Below are 17,101 nucleotides of genomic sequence, written 5' to 3'. Positions count from 1 at the left end.
TTGTATCACCTGCTCCTGCGGCTGATGTTCCTCGTTCCCCCGGAGCGCATTCATCATCTGGCCTTCACGGCGATGCGCCTGGCCACAGGCGTCACCCCGCTCCGCCAGCTGGTCGGCAAGGTCCTCGTGGTCAATGATCCGGTGCTGAGGAACACCGTGTTCGGACTGGACTTCCCCGCCCCGCTGGGACTGGCCGCCGGCTTCGACAAAGACGCCACCGGTGTGGACGCGTGGGGTCCCCTCGGATTCGGTTTCGCCGAGGTGGGAACCGTGACGGCGCAGGCTCAGCCCGGCAACCCAGCTCCCCGCTTGTTCCGGCTGCCCGCCGACCGCGCCCTGATCAACCGAATGGGGTTCAACAACCACGGCGCAGGCAATGCCGCGAACCATCTCCGGCAGCGACGCGCGAGTGTTCCGATCGGGGCGAACATCGGCAAGACCAAGATCGTCGACACGGCTGAAGCGCCCGCCGACTACACAGCAAGTGCGCGGCTTCTCGGGCCCCTTGCCGATTTCTTGGTAGTCAACGTCAGTTCACCCAACACACCGGGACTACGCGACCTGCAAGCTGTCGAGTCGCTGCGGCCGTTGCTTCGCGCAGTTCAGGAGACCGTCAACGTTCCCGTCCTGGTGAAGATCGCCCCCGACCTGTCGGACGACGACGTCGACGCCGTCGCTGATCTCGCGGTCGAGTTGGGTCTCGCCGGAATCGTCGCCACCAACACCACCATCCGGCGTGACGGCCTGCGGACCCCGAAAGCCGAGGTCACCGCGATCGGGGCGGGCGGGCTGTCGGGCGCACCGGTCGCGGAACGGTCCCTCGAAGTGCTGCGCCGCTTGCACGCGCGGGTCGGCGATCGGCTGGTGCTGATCTCGGTGGGCGGGATCGAGACCACGGAGCAGGCCTGGGAACGCATCCTGGCCGGGGCCACGCTGGTCCAGGGGTATACGGGTTTCATCTACGGCGGACCGTTCTGGGCGCGCCGTATCCACAAGGGGTTGGCGCGCAAGGTCCGCGACGCCGGCTTCGACAGCATCGGGGACGCGGTGGGCGCGGGAGTAATCCGCTGATACGGGTGCCTCAACGACCGGTGGCCGGCGACTTCCGAGAGAAGTCGCCGGCAACCGATTTCCGACCTGCTGCTGTCTGACCTACTGCTCGTAGGTGCCGGTGATCCTCGCCCGGGCGATGGCGTGCGAGAACAGGTTGAATCCCAGAAATGCCGGAGTCGAATCCTCGCTCACGCCGTCGAGGGTGTCGACGTCCAGAGCGTGGACAGCGACGATGTAGCGGTGCGGGCCGTGCCCCTGGGGCGGGGCTGCCCCGATGAAGCGGCGCTGCCCGGCGTCGTTCCGCAGCTGGATCGCGCCATTCGGGAGCCCGGTACCGTCGTCGTCACCGGCACCGTTCACCAAAGACGTGCAGTCCGCCGGGATGTTCGCCACTACCCAGTGCCAGAAACCCGAGGCGGTCGGCGCATCCGGGTCGAACACGGTGACCGCGAAACTCTTGGTCTCGGGCGGAAATCCCGACCACGACAGCTGTGGCGAGTTGTCGAAGCCGCCGGCTCCCATGATTCCACTGACCTGATCCTTCTTCAGCGGCTGCCCGTCGGTGACGTCGGCGGAGGTCAGCTCGAAACTCGGCAGGTCGGGAAGTGCTTCGTACGGGTCGTAGGACATGCGGTTCCTCTCTTGTCGCGAATGGGCGATGGATCAGCTGTGGAGCAGAAAGTGCTCCAGCACACGCGTCCCGAACAGTAGTGCGTCGACCGGTACCCGTTCGTCGACGCCGTGGAACAGGGCACTGAAGTCGAGGTCGGGAGGCAGCTGCAGCGGCGCAAAGCCGAAGCATCGGATACCCAGCTTGGCGAATGCCTTGGCGTCCGTGCCGCCGGACAACATGTACGGCACGGTCCGCGCACCGGGATCGTGCGCGAGGATCGCCTCGTTCATGGCGTCCACCAGGTGACCGTCGAACGTCGTCTCGTAGGAGTCGAGGTTGGTGATCCACTCCCGCTGCACGTCGGGCCCGATCAGCTCGTCGACGGTGGCCTCGAACTCGGCCTGCCGACCGGGCAGGATGCGGCAGTCGACCACGGCCTCCGCGGTCTGCGGGATGACGTTGGCCTTGTAGCCGGCGGACAGCATGGTGGGGTTCGCGGTGTCCCGCAGCGTGGCGCCGATGATATTGGCGATACTGCCCAGTTTCGCCAGGGTGCCGTCGAGGTCGGGCGACGTCGCATCGAAATCGAGGCCCGTTTCCTCGCCTGCAGCGGCGAGGAATTCGGCGACCGAATCGGAAATGACCAGCGGAAAGGTGTGCGCACCCAGGCGGGCGACTGCCTGCGCGAGAATGGTGACGGCATTGTCGGTGTGCAGGAACGAGCCGTGCCCGGCCCTGCCCTTGGCCGTCAGACGCATCCAGCCGAGACCCTTTTCCGCGGTCTCCACCAGATACAGCCGTCGCTCGGTGCCGTCCGGGCGCGGAACGGTGAGCGAGAACCCACCGACTTCGCCGACGGCTTCGGTGACACCTTCGAACAGGTCGGGACGATTCTGTACGAGCCACTGGCAGCCGTATTTGCCCCCGGCCTCCTCGTCGGCGACGAACGCGAACACGAGATCCCTCGGCGGAACGATTCCCTCGGCCTTGAACTGGCGGGCCACCGCCAGGATCATGCCGACCATATCTTTCATGTCGACGGCGCCGCGGCCCCACACGTAGCCGTCCTCGACGGCGCCGGCGAACGGGTGGACGCGCCAATCGGCGGGCTCGGCGGGCACGACGTCGAGGTGACCGTGCAACATCAGCGCACCGCGGGTGGGGTCCGACCCCTTCAGCCTCGCGAAGACGTTCCCCCGCCCCGGCGCCCCCGATTCGACGTATTCCGTATCGTATCCCACTTCCTGGAGCTGAGCGGCGACCCACTCCGCACACTCACGCTCACCCTTGGTCGTGGCGAGTTCCCCGGTGTTGGACGTGTCGAAGCGGATCAGTGAGCTGACGAGCTCGACGACCTCGGCTTCGGCGCGACCCCGGCCTGGCGTTTCCTGTGTAGTCGGCACTTCACTTTCCTACCACCGCGCCACCGGAAACGCTCAGGTGAAAGGGGCGATTTGGGCCGTGGCGCTTCATCGGATAGTCTTTCCCAGCGCCCAGGAAATGGGTGCGAGTCCGAGTGGCGGAATGGCAGACGCGCTAGCTTGAGGTGCTAGTGTCCTATTAACGGACGTGGGGGTTCAAGTCCCCCCTCGGACACTCTGAGTTGAGACAGACGAAAAGGCCCCGGTTCATCGAACCGGGGCCTTCTTCGTGAGAGGGCGAAGTTCGATGGGTGAAACAGCGACGGCAATCGATCCGGCAGATCTGGAGATCTGTTTGCGGGTTCTCGATCAGGCCGCAAGTCTGGACGAATCCGACCCTGATTCGGTCACCGTGCAGCGCGCCGTGGGCCATCTCTTCAAGAAGTTGAAGAAGCGGCGCCGACTCGCCGCCCGGGATGCTGTCGCCGAGGCGGACCGCCGGGTGGTCGCCGCCACGGCGACCGGGTCGCCTGATCGGATAGACGACGAGACCGCCGGCATTCCGCTCACGTCGAACGCCGACGGCGCCACCGCGGGCACGCTGATCCGTCCCCGCCCCTGTTACATCTGCAAACAGCGGTACACGCGGGTCGACGCGTTCTATCACCAACTGTGCCCCGACTGCGCCGGGAAGAGCCGCGCGAAGAGGGACGCACGCACCGACCTCACGGGACGCCGGGCGCTCCTCACCGGTGGTCGCGCCAAGATCGGGATGTACATTGCGTTGCGCTTGCTCCGCGACGGCGCGCACACCACGATCACCACACGGTTCCCCAACGACGCGATCCGACGGTTCAAGGCGATGGAGGACAGCGCCGGCTGGATCCACCGTCTGCGGGTGGTGGGTATCGACCTCCGCGATCCCGCGCAGGTGGTCGCTCTCGCCGATTCCGTTGCCGCCCAGGGCCCCCTCGACATTCTCATCAACAATGCCGCCCAGACGGTGCGGCGCTCCCCCGGCGCCTACAGCGCACTGGCGGACGCGGAATCGGGCGCCTTGCCCGCCGGTGTTCTTCCCGACGTCCTGACTTTTGGAAAGACCAGCGACGCGCACCCGGCGGCTTTGGCCGGCTCCCTGTCCGACGTGTCGGCCATGGCCGGTGCGGCGATGGCACCGGAATCCGTCAGCTCCCTCGCACTCGTCGCCAAATCCGCCTCCCCCGATCGCATCGCGCAGGGTCTCGCCATCGACGCCGGGGGCCTCCTGCCCGATCTCGCGCACACGAACAGCTGGGTCCAGACCGTCGAGGAGGTCGACCCGATCGAGCTGCTCGAAGTGCAATTGTGCAATTCGGTAGCGCCGTTCATCCTGGTATCCCGGCTGCGACCCGCGATGGCGGCGGCCGCCGCCCGGCGCAAGTATGTGGTGAACGTCTCGGCGATGGAAGGTCAATTCAGCCGGGCATACAAAGGACCAGGGCATCCGCACACCAATATGGCGAAGGCAGCGCTGAACATGCTGACGCGGACCAGTTCCAAGGAAATGCTCGACGACGGCATCCTCATGACGGCGGTCGACACCGGCTGGATCACCGACGAGCGACCGCACTACACGAAGATGCGGCTGGCCGACGAGGGTTTCCACGCCCCCCTGGACCTCGTCGACGGCGCGGCGCGGGTGTACGACCCGATCGTGCAGGGTGAGCAGGGCATCGACCTGCACGGCTGCTTCCTGAAGGATTACGAACCCTCCCCCTGGTGACCGAGCACCCCATCCGGCGCGCCAGAGAGCATCAACACAGCCGAAGGACACTGGTGCACGGGGATAATGGGGTTCGAAACGAATCCTGAACTGGAGGCACCACACATGGCGATCGCCGTTGTCCACCGAGACAGCCCCGAGGGCCGGGCGGCGATCGTCCACGCCGCCCGTGAGGCCGTGCATCGACACGAACAGCTCGTGGTTCTCTCCGTCGTCGACGAGGTTGCGGATGCGGACGCCGAATCGGATCGTTCCGCTCTGTGCGCCGAAGTCCAGGCCACGCTCGAGGGTAACGGCGTCGGCGAGGCCTCGTGGGAGTTGCGCACCGAGGCGGGCGACGGCGACCAGGTCAGTGCGCTGCACACCTTGGTGGACCGTAGTGGTGCCGACCTCCTCGTCGTAGGTACCCGACGCATGTCACCGATCGGCAAGTTCCTTCTCGAACGCTGGCTGCAACGGCTCCTCCTCGAGGTCGACATCCCGGTTCTCGTCGTCAAGGAAGAACTGCACGGTTCCGCCTGAACGCTCTTCCGGCGGCCGGGCCGGCGCCGCGCCTAGGATGACAGGGCGGGTCCCGGAACCAGGAGTACACCGATGGGGAGTGCAGCTTTCTACAGGGTGGTTGCCGACGCGACGGTCGTCGTGCACCTGGCCTTCATCCTGTATGTCGCCGCCGGCGGCTTCCTCGCCTGGCGCCTGCCGCGCACGATCGGCCTCCACGTCGCGGCCGTCGCCTGGGGTTTCACCGGACTCCTCGTAGGTATCGACTGCCCACTCACGCATCTCGAGAGCTGGGCCCGGGTGCAGGCCGGACAGGCTCCACTGCCGTCCTCCGGGTTCATCGACCACTACTTGACCGGAGTTCTGTACCCAGAGTCGGCTGCCGGCGCGATCCAGATATCGGCCGCCCTCGGCGTCGTCCTCTCCTGGGCCGGCTACGGCATTCTCCGTGTCCGGGCCCGCAGCACATTCGCGCACACCCCTTCCGGTCACGCCGGTTCGTAGCCCCCGGAGTGGCTGGACGAGCTTGTAGTGTCGAGCCATGACAGACAGCGCACGTGAACTGGATCTGGTCGTCTACGGGGCTTCCGGCTTCGTCGGCAAACTTCTCGCCGACTACCTCGCCCGCACAGCGCCCGACGATGTGCGAATCGGCCTTGCCGGACGCTCGCAGGCCAAGCTCGAATCGGTGCGATCGTCGCTCGGCCCCCGCGCGGCACAGTGGCCAATCATCGTCGCGAACTCGGACGATCAGGCGTCGCTCGCCGCCTTGGCCGCCGGCACCAGAGTGGTCGCCACGACGGTGGGTCCCTACGCCAAGTACGGGCACGGCCTCGTCGCGGCATGCGCCGAGGCCGGCACCGACTACGTCGACCTCACGGGTGAGGTGCTGTTCGCCCGCGACAGTATCGACGCCAACCACGACAAAGCCCGTGAGACCGGCGCACGAATCGTGCACTCCTGCGGTTTCGACTCCATTCCGTCCGACATCGGAGTGCATGTACTCCACGAAGCCGTGCAGGCCGACGGGGCCGGCGAACTCACCGACACCACCTTGGTCGTCACCTCGCTCCGAGGCGGCGTGAGTGGAGGGACCATCGACTCCCTTCGGACCCAGGTCGACGTGTCGAAGAAGGATTCGGCGCTGCGCCGGCTCGCGGCGTCGCCCTATTCGCTCAGCCCGGACCGGTCTCAGGAACCCGATCTCGGAAAACAGTCCGATGTCAGCGTGGTCAACGGTAAGGACATCGCCCCCGAACTCGAGGGCTGGAAGGCGCCGTTCGTGATGGCGTCCTACAACACCCGCGTCGTGCGGCGCAGCAACGCCCTCCGGAAATGGGCGTACGGGCGCGAATTCAAGTATCGCGAGGTCATGAGCGTCGGCAAGTCTCCGGTCTCGCCTCTCATCGCCGGTGCCGTCGCCGTCGGTCTGGGCGGCTTGGTACTCGGCCTCAGCGTCCCGCCCACCCGCTACCTCCTCGACCGGGTTCTTCCCGCACCCGGCGAAGGTCCGAGCGAGGATGCGCAACGCAAAGGCCACTTCACGATCGACATCTATACGACCACCACGACGGGTGCCCGGTACACCGCTCGGGTGAAGGCGCAAGGCGATCCGGGGTACCGCGCCACCGCGGTCATGCTGGGTGAATCCGCGCTCGGCCTGGTTCTCGGCGGCGATGCGCTCCCCGCCGCGGCCGGTGTCCTCACTCCGGCGACGGCGCTCGGTGACGTCCTGGTCACCCGACTCCGCGACGCAGGTCTGGAAATCTCGGCACGCAAGTTGTGACGGGCCGGGCGGGTCGACGTGACAGGCGTCGAACCGCCCCGCTAATCTCGAACGACGTGCGCGGGCAGTCCGCGCCTTTTCTCACGGCTTACGGAGTGTCCATGAACGGCTCGAGCGCGATGGCAGGCCCCGCGGCCGTGCTCGCTCTCATGCCGTTCTGGCCGTCGCGCCGGGGTCATGCTTTCGATCAGGGATGTTGCTGACCGGCCTACGGGCCGGTCTTTCGCTGTCCTGACGTTCGCTTCCCCCGCTCGGAGTCCCGATGTTCAAGCTCTTGATCTTCACGCTGGTCGGCGTGGGTGCCCAACTGGTAGACGGAGCGCTCGGGATGGCTTTCGGTGTGACGGCCACGACCCTGCTCGTCGTCAGTGGGGTCGGGCCGGCGCAGGCGAGCGCTGCCGTTCATTTCGCGGAGGTCGGCACGACCCTCGCTTCGGGGGCGGCGCATTGGCGATTCCGCAACATCGACTGGTCGCTCGTCCTGCGACTCGGCGTGCCCGGCGCGATCGGGTCCTTTTTCGGTGCCGTCGTCCTGTCCAGCTTGTCGACCGCAGCGGCGGCCCCGGTGACAGCCACCATTCTGCTGGCCATCGGAATCTATGTGCTGCTCCGGTTCTCGATCCGGCCGCCGGCGGTCGACGGCGCCCGAACGTCCCCTCACACGGCCGCATTTCTGTCGCCGCTGGGTTTGTTCGGTGGATTCATCGACGCCAGCGGTGGCGGTGGTTGGGGTCCGATCACGTCGAGCACCCTGCTCTCCCGCGGCAAAACTGCACCGCGGACCGTCATCGGGTCTGTCAGCGCCTCGGAGTTCCTGGTGTCCGGTGCGGCCAGTCTCGGCTTCATCTTCGGCCTCGGTAGCGCCTTCTTCGACAACCTGCTGATCATCGCCGGACTGGCGCTGGGCGGAGTCCTCGCTGCACCCCTGGCGGCGTGGCTGGTGAGCCGGGTCCCGGCGACGCTGCTCGGGACCGGCGTCGGGGGAATCATCGTGATCACCAACGCACAGAAGCTCTTTTCAACGTTCGACGTGAGTGGAGCGCTGTCGGCATTCGGCTACGTCGTGCTCGTCGGGTTGTGGGCGGGACTGCTGGTCGTCGCATGGCGCCGCTCGCGCCTCAGCGCAGCGGAGGCCGCGGGCGACTTGCAGCGTTTCGGCACCGGCCCCGAGTTGTCCGCACTGCCGGAAACCCCGGTCTTCGAGCCTTCCACCGGCGGGAAGGTCTGAGCGCATCCGCCAGGCCGGACGTCATCGGCCCCACGCCTTTACTCCCAGGTAACATTGGTCGCGATTCATGGCACCCGTCCGGTGCTCCGATAGCGGAAGAGTGAGGCTATTCATGACTGAGCGTGTTCAGGTCGGCGGTCTTCAGGTCGCCAAGGTTCTCTACGACTTCGTCGGGAATGAAGCTCTTCCCGGAACCGGAGTCGATGTCGACGCCTTCTGGGCCGGCGCCGACAAGGTTGTTCACGACCTCGCCCCGAAGAACCGGGACCTCCTCGCGAAGCGTGACGAACTGCAGTCCCGCATCGACGGATGGCACCGTGACCGCGCCGGCAAGCCCATCGACGCGGCGGAGTACAAGGATTTTCTCGAGGAGATCGGCTACCTGGTTCCCGCTCCGGAACCGTTCGAGGTCTCGACCGCGAACGTCGACACCGAGATCACGTCGACGGCCGGCCCGCAGCTGGTCGTGCCCATTCTGAACGCACGGTTCGCGCTCAACGCCTCGAACGCGCGGTGGGGATCGCTGTACGACGCCCTCTACGGCACCAACGCCATCTCCGAGGAAGGCGGCGCGGAGAAGGGCAGCGGGTACAACAAGGTCCGTGGCGACAAGGTTATTGCGTGGGCTCGCCAGTTCCTCGACACCGCGGCACCCCTGTCGTCCGGGTCGCACGCCGACTCCACCCGGTACTTCGTCGACGGCGCGGAGCTGAAGGTCGAACTCGACGGCGGGAACATCACGACTCTCGCGCAGCCGGAGAAGTTCGTCGGCTACCTCGGTGAGAAGGACTCCCCCACGAGCGTTCTGCTCCGCAACAACGGATTGCACGCCGAGATCCAGATCGACGCCGAGTCCCCGATCGGCAAGACCGACGCCGCCGGTGTCAAGGACGTCGTCCTCGAGTCCGCGGTCACCACGATCATGGACTTCGAAGACTCGGTTGCCGCGGTCGACGCGGATGACAAGGTGATCGGTTACCGGAACTGGCTCGGCCTCAACCGCGGCGACCTGGTCGAGGAAATCGCCAAGGGCGGAAAGTCCTTCACGCGCAAGCTCAACGCCGACCGCACCTACACCGCACCCGACGGCAGCGAACTCTCGCTGCACGGACGGTCACTGCTGTTCGTGCGCAACGTCGGTCACTTGATGACCAACCCGGCAGTGCTCGACTCGGACGGCAACGAAGTGCCCGAGGGCATCCTCGACGCCCTTGTCACCAGCCTCTGCGCGGTCCACGGACTGTCCGTCAGCGAGGCCAACGGCCCCCTCGACAACAGCCGGACCGGTTCCATCTACATCGTCAAGCCCAAGCAGCACGGTCCCGAGGAAGTCGCGTTCACCACCGAACTCTTCAGCCGTGTCGAGGAAGTCCTCGGGCTGCCCGCCAACACCCTCAAGGTGGGGATCATGGACGAGGAGCGCCGCACCACGGTCAACCTGGCCGCCTGCATCAAGGAGGCGTCGGAGCGGGTGGTGTTCATCAACACCGGATTCCTCGACCGCACCGGCGACGAAATTCACACGTCGATGGAGGCCGGACCGATGGTCCGCAAGGCCGAGATGAAGAAGCAGAAGTGGATCGCTGCCTACGAGGACTGGAACGTCGACACCGGTCTGGCTGCCGGACTGCAGGGTAAGGCCCAGATCGGCAAGGGCATGTGGGCCATGACCGAATTGATGGCCGAGATGCTCGAGCAGAAGATCGGTCACCCACGGGCCGGCGCGAACACCGCGTGGGTTCCGTCCCCCACCGGCGCCACCCTGCACGCCACCCATTACCACCAGGTCGACGTCTTTTCTGTTCAGGACGAACTGAAGGGCAAGCCCCGGGCCACCCTCGACGACATCCTGACCATTCCTCTCGCCCCGAGCACCGACTGGTCCGAGGCAGAGAAGAAGGAGGAACTGGACAACAACTGCCAGTCCATCCTCGGTTACGTCGTCCGCTGGATCACCGCCGGCGTCGGCTGCTCGAAGGTGCCCGACATCCACGACGTCGCCTTGATGGAGGACCGTGCCACGCTGCGGATCTCCAGCCAGCTCCTCGCGAACTGGCTGCGCCACGACATCGTCACCGAGGACGACGTGGTCGCCAGCCTCGAGCGGATGGCACCGGTTGTCGACCGCCAGAACGAGGCTGATGTGACGTACCGCCCGATGGCGCCGAACTTCGATGACAGCATCGCATTCCAGGCGGCGAAGGAACTGATCCTCGAAGGCGGCAAGCAGCCCAGCGGTTACACGGAACCGATCCTGCATCGCCGTCGTCGCGAGTACAAGGCCGCCAACGCCTGAGTACTGCGCACGGTCAGCGGCCCTCGTCATCATCTGGTGACGGGGGCCGCTTTTCCGGCTTCCGCTCCACGCTTCACTACACTGCGGAAGTCGACTTCGATCGACTCGACCGACAGGAGCAGGTAACCACGTGGGAAATCATCGCGGTGGAAAGGGCGCCAGGGGTATCAGTAAGGGACCCCTGATCGCGCTCGGCCTCGTCGTGGTGATCGTCGTTGGAGTGTTCGGTTGGTTCCAGCTGGCCGACCGAATCGAAGATCAGGGTGCCGCAGCGGCAGGCGCGTGTGTCGAGGGTGACAGTGTGCTCATTGTCGCAGCCGACCCGGACATCGCCGCAGATATCCGGACTCTCGCGGACCGCTTCACCGCCACCTCCCCCGTCATCCGTGATCACTGCATCTCCGTCACCGTCACGCCGGTCGACTCTGGCGAGGTGCGCGATGCCCTGATCGCAGGCCCGGACGGCGCGTGGGACGACAAGCTTCTCGGCCCGCGTCCTGCATTGTGGATTCCGTCCAGTTCACAATGGGTCCGTCAGGTGCCGCCCGCCGTCGTCAACGGCGAGGCTCGCCCCCTTGCCGCGAGCCCCGTGGTGCTCGCCGTGAGGTCCGAGTTCGAGAACGCCCTGACCACCGCTGCGGTCGAGTGGAAAGATCTGCCGTCGCTGCAGACAGGGCGAGGGTCATTGGCGACCCTTGGGCTCTCCGAGTGGGGAAGCCTGGGATTGGCGCTACCCGTCGGATCCGGCTCCGGCAGTACAGAATTGGCGGTCGAAGCCGTCGCCGCCTCCGTTGCCGGCGATTCTGCCGGCCCGGTCACGGCCGAGCAGGCCGGATCGACCCAGGTCACCTCCGCGCTCACCGGGCTGGCGCTCGGGTATCAAGCACTGCCCGGCGCGAAGCCGGCGACGACGCGCGAGGCCCTCACCCTCCTCGCCGACGCGGACGACCCGTCCATGGAGGGCATTCACGCGGTACCGGTCACCGAACAGCAGGTCTACCGGGCGCTGCGCGAGGCCCCTGGCTCAGATGTCACCACTTTCGTGCCGAAGGGCGCGACCCCGGTAGCGGATCATCCGGCGGCCATCTTGTCGGGGCCCGCTGTCGACGAGACGCAGAGCCGGGCCGCTGCCCAGTTCACGGAGTTTCTTCGCGAGCCGGAGCAGGGTCAGGTGCTCGCTGATGCGGGCTTCAGGGTGGAGGGACTTGGCAGGCCGGATGACACAGCCTTGACGTTCCCCGGCTTCCCCACCACGCTGTTGCCCGCCGATTCCGCGGCCGCCGAAGCGATGATGGGGGTCATCCGCAATCCCGTGACCGAACGGACGTCGACAATTCTGCTCGACGTCTCCAGTTCGATGGGTGCCGGCGAGGGAGCCACCTCACGCTTGACGAATACGACTGCTGCACTGGCGGCCCAGGTCAGCCGCTCGCCGGACGCCTCGAGCCTGGGGTTGTGGGAATACAGCACCAACCTCGACGGAACCCGCCCCTACACGACGGTGGTTGCCACCGGCCCGCTCTCGGCCGGTGGTTTCATTGAGGGAAGCCGCAGGCAAGCCCTGGGTGCCCGGCTGGCGAAGGCCGTCCCGGCCGCCGGCACGGCCACCTACGCCTCGCTCGAGGCGGCGTACAAGAGCGCGGTCGCCGGATACACCCCGGGACGCACGAACTCGGTGCTGCTCCTGACCGACGGCGCTAACGACGACGGTTCGCTCACGCGCGCCGATCTCCTGGCGTCCCTCGCAGCCGCGGGCGATCCGTCGAAGCCTGTTCGCATCGACGTCGTGACCATCGGGCAGAACTCTGATCTCAATACCCTTCAGGCCGTCGCCGATCGCACCGGCGGGTCGCTCGAGAAGGTCCCGTCCTCCGACGGACCCGCTTTGGCCACAGCCATCGGCAAGTTGTTGTCTTGACCCTTTCCGCGCCGGAAGTCGGGCATCGGCGCTCGACCGCACTAGCACGAGCGCAGCTGCGTGCCGTCGGCCCGGAACATCACCTTGCAAGGACCCCGCTGACGTCGTCGACGGGTGCGACGACACCGTGACAGAAAGCACCGCCATGTATCCGGAGATTCGACTCCCTCACCCGCTCGTACCCGTGTCACAGCGGGCCGCTTCCCCCGCGGTAGTCCGATGACAAGGGTCGTTGTCTTCGGCGTCGTCCTCGCCCTGCTCACCTGGTGGCTTCACCGGCGGCTCGTGCGGGCCACGGGCCTGACCCGGCCGTGGTCCGTCGTCGTCGATGTCGTCCTCGTCGTGCTGTGGGTTCTTGCCGTGATCGGCGCCGGCAGCGGTGAGGTATTCGACACCGGATGGGCGCGACCTCCCGGTTTCGTGGGGTGGGCGTGGCTCGGAGCACTGCTGTATCTGGTGCTGGGCCTGCTCCTGGTGGCGATCGGTTCGCTGGTCGTTCGCGTTGTCGCGCGGTTGCGCCACAGGGGCGAGAGTGCCGATCAGGTCGACCTGTCCCGGCGCCGCACCCTGCGCCTCGCGACGTCGATTGTCGCGGTCGGCGCCGTCGTGGCCGCCGGATACGGGGTCGCCGAGGCCGCCCGCCCGAAGGTGGTACGCGTCCGTGTCCCGCTACGGCGCCTTCCTCCCGAGTTCGACGGTGTGCGCGTCGCCCTCGTGTCCGATCTCCACGTGGGTCCGGCACGAGGAGCGGGCTTCACCCGCGAGGTCGTGGATGTGATCAACGCGCAGGAACCCGACCTGGTGGCGATTGTGGGAGACCTGGTGGACGGAACGGTGTCCAAGGTCGCGCCCGACCTCGAACCCCTCGCGGATCTTCGCGCACCGATGGGGATTTTCGGTGTCAGCGGAAACCACGAGTTCTACGCCGACGACGGCGGCCGCTGGCTGGATGTCTGGGACCGTCTCGGCATCGCCACCCTCCGGAACCAACGGGTGGCTCTCCGCCGCGGCGAAGCAACGATCGACATCGCAGGCATTCACGATTACTCGTCGCCGGCGCCCTACGAGCCCGACCTGTCTGCAGCCCTCGCGGGACGTGACCCGTCGACGTTCGTGATGTTGCTCGCCCACGAACCGCGGCAGGCGCTGGAGGCGTCGGATCTGGGCGTGGACCTGCAGCTGTCGGGGCATACGCACGGCGGGCAGATGTGGCCGCTCCGCTATCTCGTGCCGCTGCAGCAACCTTCGGTGACCGGTCTGGATCGGATCGGGAACACGGTTCTCTACACCACGCGCGGAGTCGGCGCCTGGGGCCCGCCGGTACGCGTCGCCGCACCGCCGGAGATCACGATCCTCGAACTGGTGCGCGCCGACTGACCCGGTCCGGGCCCGCCCCGGGTGAGCAGGGCGGGCCCAGCCGTCAGGCCCCTTCGAATGCCGAGATCGGCGGGCAGGAGCATACGAGATTGCGGTCACCGTGCGCTCCGTCGATGCGACGCACGGCAGGCCACACCTTCGGCCGAGCCTTGCCTCGGGGGAAGACAGCGACCTCTCGCGAGTACGGGTGGTTCCACTCGGCAACGAGGCAGCCCGCCGTGTGCGGGGCTCCGCGCAGCGGATTGTCGTCGACCGGCCACTCGCCTGCCCCTACCCTGTCGATTTCGGCACGGATCGCGATCATCGCCTCACAGAAGGCGTCGATCTCCTCGAGATTCTCACTCTCGGTGGGCTCGACCATCAGCGTCCCGGCTACCGGGAAGCTCATCGTCGGGGCGTGGAAACCGTAGTCAGCGAGACGCTTTGCCACATCGTCCACAGTGACACCGGTGTCCTTGGTGATCGGACGCAGGTCGAGAATGCATTCGTGGGCCACCATTCCACCCTCGCCCGTGTAGAGGACGGGAAAGTACTCGTCGAGGCGGCGTGCGATGTAGTTGGCCGAGGCGATGGCCGTCAGGCTGGCCCGGCGCAGTCCAACCGCGCCCATCATCCGAATGTAGGCCCAGGTGATGGGCAGGATGGAGGCGCTTCCATAGGGTGCCGCAGAAATCGGTCCGGCAGTGCCGAGTTCCGGCGCCAGCGGGTGCCCGGGCAGGAACGGCGTCAGGTGGGAGCGCACGCCGATGGGTCCGACACCGGGGCCACCGCCGCCATGCGGGATGCAGAACGTCTTGTGCAGGTTCAGGTGACTGACGTCGCCGCCGAACCGACCGGGTCGGGCCAGCCCGACGAGGGCGTTGAGGTTGGCGCCGTCCACGTAGACCTGACCTCCGGCGTCGTGGACGGCAGCGCAGATGTCGGCGATCTCGTGCTCGTACACGCCGTGGGTGGATGGGTAGGTGATCATGATCGCGGCGAGGCGCTCGGCATGGTCCGCGATTTTCGCCCGCAGGTCGTCGAGGTCGACGTCACCGTTGGGTCGGCAGGCCACCACTTCCACGCGCATACCGGCCATGACGGCGGACGCCGCGTTGGTGCCGTGGGCGCTCGAGGGAATCAGGCAGGTGTCGCGGTGGTCGTCGCCGCGGCTCAGGTGATAGTTGCGGATCGCCAGGAGTCCCGCGTACTCGCCCTGACTGCCGGCATTCGGCTGCAGGCTGACCGCGTCGTAACCGGTCACGGCCACGAGCCAGTTCTCGAGGTCCTCGATGATGCGGAGAATCCCCGGCGCGTCGCCGGTGGGTGCGAACGGGTGCAGTCGGGCGAACGCCGGCCAGGTGATTGCTTCCATTTCGGCGGTCGCGTTGAGCTTCATGGTGCACGAACCCAACGGGATCATGCTGCGGTCGAGTGCGATGTCTTTGTCCGATAACGCTCGCAGATACCGCAGCATCCCGGTTTCGGTGCGATACCGCGTGAAGGCCTCGTGCTGGAGATAGTCGGAGCCGCGGCGCTGAGGGTGGGGCACCGCGGTGCCCGGTTCGACGCCGACCGCACCGGCACCGCCGAATGCCGCGAGAACGCTCTCGAGGTGTGCTGGGGTCGTCGCTTCGTCACAGGCGATGCCGACGTGATCGGCATCGACGAAGCGGAGGTTGATTCCCGACTCCTTGGCTTTCGCCACGACTGCCGACGCCTGCCCCTCGACGCGAACGAGGACGGTGTCGAAGAAGTGCTCGTGCACCACGGTCACCCCAGCCTTGCGGAGGGCGGCGGCGAGCGAGTGCGCAGCATTCGCGACACGCTCCGCGATCGCCTTCAGGCCTTCCGCACCGTGATAACTCGCGTACATGGCCGCGAGGACGGCAAGCAACACCTGGGCGGTGCAGATGTTCGACGTAGCCTTCTCCCGGCGAATGTGCTGCTCACGGGTCTGCAAAGCCAGTCGATACGCCTTGTCACCATCGGCGTCCACGGACACGCCGACGAGGCGGCCGGGTAGCTGGCGGGCATGCTTGGTGTGCACGGCAAGGTACCCGGCGTGCGGACCGCCGAACCCCATCGGGACACCGAACCGCTGAGTGGTGCCGAAGCAGGCGTCCGCGCCGATGTCGCCGGGCGGTGTGATCAGGGTGAGGGCCAGGAGGTCGGCGCCGAGCGCGACGAGGGCGCCGCGCTCGTGAGCCTCGGCGATGACGTCGGTGTAGTCGACGATGCGGCCGGACGCGCCCGGCAGTTGAGCGAGGACACCGAAGAAGTCACCATCGGGCAGCCCGGCGGACAGATCAGCGACGACGATGTCGATACCGAGAGGCTCGGCCCGGGTCTCGACCACGGCGAGGGTCTGCGGGTACAGATCGGCATCCACCACGAACCGCGGCGACTTGGACTTGTTCGCGCGCCGCAGGAGTGTCATGGCCTCAGCGGCTGCGGTCGCCTCGTCGAGCATTGACGAATTCGCGACCTCCATACCGGTGAGATCGGCCACCATCGTCTGAAAGTTCAGAAGGGCCTCGAGACGCCCTTGGCTGATCTCCGGCTGGTACGGGGTGTAGGCGGTATACCACGCAGGATTCTCGATGATGTTCCGGAGCAGAACCGGAGGCGTAAGGGTGTCGTAGTACCCGAGTCCGATCATCGTGGTCGCCACGGTGTTCTGGGCGGCGAGTGCAGAAAGCTCGGCGAGAGCCTCGTGCTCGGACACCGGGGCAGGCAGAGCGTCGAGCCCGTCGGCCACACCATTCGTGACGCCGTCGAGAATGGCGGCCGGGACCGCCTTCGACGCCAGGTCGTCCAGGGATCCGGCACCCACGACGTCGAGGATGTGCGCGAGTTCCGCCGCGTTCGGGCCGACATGGCGGTCAGCGAATGTACGGCTTCCAGCGTCGATCACGACAACTCCCAAGCAGTTCGGAGGACTAGGACCCGCCCCGCGCAGCGGTGCGTCCCTCCCCCTCTGTCGCCTGCTCGCGTTCGAGCGCCTGAGAGATTCGGTACCGGCGTCCAGGTGTGGACGGGCCCTTTCCCCGTGGGCGGGTGGGTGCTCCCACCGCTTTCCAGAGACGTCGGAGCCCGCACGGTCCTGTGTGCCTGAGAGATTGACGGGGAGGTGCTGCTCCTTCGGCGCCCGGGTCCTCCACACACGATTTTCTGTGCATGCAGTGCCCGGAACTCTCCCGCACGGCGTCGACGCACCGACAGTC

Annotated in this window: 12 protein-coding genes, 1 tRNA gene and 1 riboswitch; of the genes, 10 read left to right on the top strand and 3 right to left on the bottom strand. The window is 66.8% G+C overall.

The annotated features are described in order from the left end of the window. On the top strand, positions 1 to 1,071 hold the full coding sequence (locus GFS60_RS13845; RefSeq protein ID WP_159921975.1) for a quinone-dependent dihydroorotate dehydrogenase: 1,071 nt from the start codon (positions 1 to 3) through the stop codon (positions 1,069 to 1,071). Between the two features lie 81 nt (positions 1,072 to 1,152). On the opposite strand, the gene GFS60_RS13840 is transcribed toward GFS60_RS13845, so the two are convergent. Both GFS60_RS13840 and GFS60_RS13835 read right to left on the bottom strand, forming a co-directional pair. Further along, positions 1,153 to 1,683, bottom strand: coding sequence for a YbhB/YbcL family Raf kinase inhibitor-like protein (locus GFS60_RS13840; protein ID WP_159921973.1), 531 nt, complete (start codon positions 1,681 to 1,683; stop codon positions 1,153 to 1,155). A gap of 33 nt (positions 1,684 to 1,716) precedes the next feature. Then, positions 1,717 to 3,069 carry a M20/M25/M40 family metallo-hydrolase gene (locus tag GFS60_RS13835; RefSeq protein ID WP_159921971.1) on the bottom strand — a complete coding sequence of 451 codons (1,353 nt, stop codon included), beginning with the start codon at positions 3,067 to 3,069 and terminating at the stop codon, positions 1,717 to 1,719. 107 nt (positions 3,070 to 3,176) lie between these two features. Between GFS60_RS13835 and GFS60_RS13830 the strand changes: the two genes are divergently transcribed. The 9 genes from GFS60_RS13830 (at position 3,177) to GFS60_RS13790 (ending at position 13,895) form a co-directional block, all read left to right on the top strand. Further along, positions 3,177 to 3,262 (top strand) — tRNA-Leu (locus GFS60_RS13830). A gap of 72 nt (positions 3,263 to 3,334) precedes the next feature. Continuing rightward, a complete protein-coding gene (locus GFS60_RS13825) occupies positions 3,335 to 4,789 on the top strand; it encodes an SDR family NAD(P)-dependent oxidoreductase (protein WP_159921969.1) in 1,455 nt (484 codons plus the stop codon). Between the two features lie 105 nt (positions 4,790 to 4,894). Next, positions 4,895 to 5,311 (top strand): universal stress protein, encoded by a 417-nt coding sequence (locus tag GFS60_RS13820; RefSeq protein ID WP_159921967.1) that lies wholly within the window; start codon positions 4,895 to 4,897, stop codon positions 5,309 to 5,311. Between the two features lie 72 nt (positions 5,312 to 5,383). Further along, complete coding sequence (locus tag GFS60_RS13815; protein ID WP_159921965.1) at positions 5,384 to 5,794, top strand: DUF2784 domain-containing protein; 411 nt, start codon at positions 5,384 to 5,386, stop codon at positions 5,792 to 5,794. Between the two features lie 37 nt (positions 5,795 to 5,831). After that, entirely contained in the window at positions 5,832 to 7,076 is a 1,245-nt protein-coding gene (locus GFS60_RS13810; RefSeq protein ID WP_159921963.1) for a saccharopine dehydrogenase family protein, read from the top strand. A gap of 262 nt (positions 7,077 to 7,338) precedes the next feature. Next, positions 7,339 to 8,304: a sulfite exporter TauE/SafE family protein gene (locus GFS60_RS13805; protein WP_159921961.1), complete on the top strand. Its 966-nt coding sequence runs from the start codon at positions 7,339 to 7,341 to the stop codon at positions 8,302 to 8,304. Between the two features lie 112 nt (positions 8,305 to 8,416). Further along, positions 8,417 to 10,600, top strand: coding sequence for a malate synthase G (locus tag GFS60_RS13800; RefSeq protein WP_159921959.1), 2,184 nt, complete (start codon positions 8,417 to 8,419; stop codon positions 10,598 to 10,600). A 130-nt stretch (positions 10,601 to 10,730) separates the two neighbouring features. After that, positions 10,731 to 12,518 (top strand): substrate-binding domain-containing protein, encoded by a 1,788-nt coding sequence (locus GFS60_RS13795; RefSeq protein ID WP_159921957.1) that lies wholly within the window; start codon positions 10,731 to 10,733, stop codon positions 12,516 to 12,518. Between the two features lie 219 nt (positions 12,519 to 12,737). Further along, positions 12,738 to 13,895 (top strand): metallophosphoesterase, encoded by a 1,158-nt coding sequence (locus tag GFS60_RS13790; protein ID WP_159921955.1) that lies wholly within the window; start codon positions 12,738 to 12,740, stop codon positions 13,893 to 13,895. Between the two features lie 43 nt (positions 13,896 to 13,938). Here GFS60_RS13790 and gcvP read toward each other — a convergent pair whose 3' ends face one another. Then, positions 13,939 to 16,791: an aminomethyl-transferring glycine dehydrogenase gene (gene gcvP / locus GFS60_RS13785; RefSeq protein ID WP_159921953.1), complete on the bottom strand. Its 2,853-nt coding sequence runs from the start codon at positions 16,789 to 16,791 to the stop codon at positions 13,939 to 13,941. Positions 16,792 to 16,965: 174 nt separating this feature from the next. After that, a riboswitch (glycine riboswitch) is annotated at positions 16,966 to 17,087 on the bottom strand. Positions 17,088 to 17,101 lie beyond the last annotated feature (14 nt).

Source organism: Rhodococcus sp. WAY2, from assembly GCF_009859915.1.
Taxonomy (GTDB): Bacteria; Actinomycetota; Actinomycetes; order Mycobacteriales; family Mycobacteriaceae; genus Rhodococcus_F; species Rhodococcus_F oxybenzonivorans.
The sequence above is the reverse complement of the archived record's forward strand: the minus strand, read 5'-3'. Positions and strand labels throughout refer to the sequence as shown.

Coding starts and splice junctions, on each gene's coding strand:
- GFS60_RS13820 (WP_159921967.1), top strand. CDS start 4,895: ATGGCGATCGCCGTTGTCCACCGAGACAGCCCCGAGGGCCGGGCGGCG.
- GFS60_RS13810 (WP_159921963.1), top strand. CDS start 5,832: ATGACAGACAGCGCACGTGAACTGGATCTGGTCGTCTACGGGGCTTCC.
- GFS60_RS13840 (WP_159921973.1), bottom strand. CDS start 1,683: ATGTCCTACGACCCGTACGAAGCACTTCCCGACCTGCCGAGTTTCGAG.
- GFS60_RS13790 (WP_159921955.1), top strand. CDS start 12,738: ATGACAAGGGTCGTTGTCTTCGGCGTCGTCCTCGCCCTGCTCACCTGG.
- GFS60_RS13805 (WP_159921961.1), top strand. CDS start 7,339: ATGTTCAAGCTCTTGATCTTCACGCTGGTCGGCGTGGGTGCCCAACTG.
- GFS60_RS13825 (WP_159921969.1), top strand. CDS start 3,335: ATGGGTGAAACAGCGACGGCAATCGATCCGGCAGATCTGGAGATCTGT.
- GFS60_RS13800 (WP_159921959.1), top strand. CDS start 8,417: ATGACTGAGCGTGTTCAGGTCGGCGGTCTTCAGGTCGCCAAGGTTCTC.
- GFS60_RS13815 (WP_159921965.1), top strand. CDS start 5,384: ATGGGGAGTGCAGCTTTCTACAGGGTGGTTGCCGACGCGACGGTCGTC.